This is a genomic window from Mycoplana azooxidifex, assembly GCF_014196765.1.
In the GTDB taxonomy this organism is placed as follows: domain Bacteria; phylum Pseudomonadota; class Alphaproteobacteria; order Rhizobiales; family Rhizobiaceae; genus Mycoplana; species Mycoplana azooxidifex.
In genome coordinates this window covers 1-1,319 of the sequence record NZ_JACIEE010000028.1, presented here as the reverse complement: position 1 = coordinate 1,319, position 1,319 = coordinate 1, and the positions used below count along the sequence as shown (strand labels likewise).

The 1,319-nt window shown below is 60.6% G+C and carries 1 protein-coding gene; it reads left to right on the top strand.

The window, feature by feature from the left end; genetic code table 11:
- The first annotated feature begins 91 nt into the window (after window positions 1-91).
- Window positions 92-1,290 (top strand): IS3 family transposase gene (locus GGQ64_RS27540; RefSeq protein ID WP_425488584.1). Its coding sequence is split into 2 segments (ribosomal slippage): window positions 92-403 and window positions 406-1,290, totalling 1,197 coding nucleotides; the frame shifts between segments, so codons are not numbered across the junction.
- Window positions 1,291-1,319 lie beyond the last annotated feature (29 nt).

Sequence of the window (1,319 nt, the reverse complement as noted above, 5' to 3'; positions counted from 1 at the left end):
TGAATTGGCCCCCGAAAGGCCCGGACATGCTCCCCCACTTAGCTAAGTGGGTAGGAGTAATGTTGGTATTATGACTATCACCACCCATAAGATGCAGGTCCTCTCCGGGCCGGAACGTCGGCGGCGCTGGAGCACGGCAGAGAAGCTGGCGATCATCCACGAGACCTATGAGGCAGACGCGACGGTGAGCATCGTCGCGCGTCGTCATGGCATTCAGCCGAACCAGTTGTTCGCCTGGCGCAAGCTGGCCTCGCAAGGCGCGCTGACGGCGACGGCCGCCGAAGAGGAAGTCGTTCCCGCTTCCGAATACCGCGCGCTTCAGGCTCAGGTGAAGGAGTTGCAGCGTCTGCTGGGCAAGAAGACGATGGAGAGCGAAATCCTCAAGGAAGCTCTCGAAATCTCTGGCGGCCCAAAAAAACATCTGTTGCGCTCGCTCTCTCTTCCGAGGGGAATTTTGGGATGAAGACCGTCTGCGAGACACTGGGTGTCGCCCGCTCGAATATCGCCGCGCGTGCCGCAGGTTCCCCTTCCAAAGCCAGAGGACGCCCACCACTCCCCGATCGGGAACTGGTGGAGGACATCAAGGCCGCCATCGCCGACATGCCCACCTACGGCTATCGGCGTGTCCATGCCATCCTGCGCCGCAACGCCCGGAAAGACGGGCGTTCGTGGCCCAACGTCAAGCGCGTCTACCGGGTCATGAAGCTGCACAACCTGCTATTGGTGCGCCACACCGGAGCGGCCGATGATCGCCTCCACGACGGTCAGGTCGCTGTCGAACGTTCGAACATCAGATGGTGCTCCGATGGCTTCGAGATCGGCTGCGACAACAAGGAGAAGGTCCGTGTCGCCTTCGCCCTCGACTGCTGCGACCGTGAGGCAATCGCCCATGTCGCCACCACCGAGGGCATCAAAAGCGAAGACGTGCAGGACCTCGTGATCACCGCCGTCGAGAACCGCTTCGGCCGCATCAACATGTTGTCCGAGCCCATCGAATGGCTTACCGATAATGGCTCCTGCTTTGTCGCCAGGGACACCGCATCCCTGCTGCGCGAGATCGGCATGGAACCGTGCACGACCCCGGTGCGAAGCCCGCAGTCAAACGGCATGGCCGAGGCGTTCGTTAAAACCTTCAAGCGCGACTACGTCTCGGTGAACCCCACCCCGGACGCTGAAACCGTCATCGCTCAACTGCCGTTCTGGTTCGAGCATTACAATAATCTTCACCCGCACAGCGCTTTAGGATATCAATCCCCGCGCGAGTTCATCAGCTCGCAATCTCAAACCTGAGCATGTCCGGTCTTTTGGGGGCAACTCCA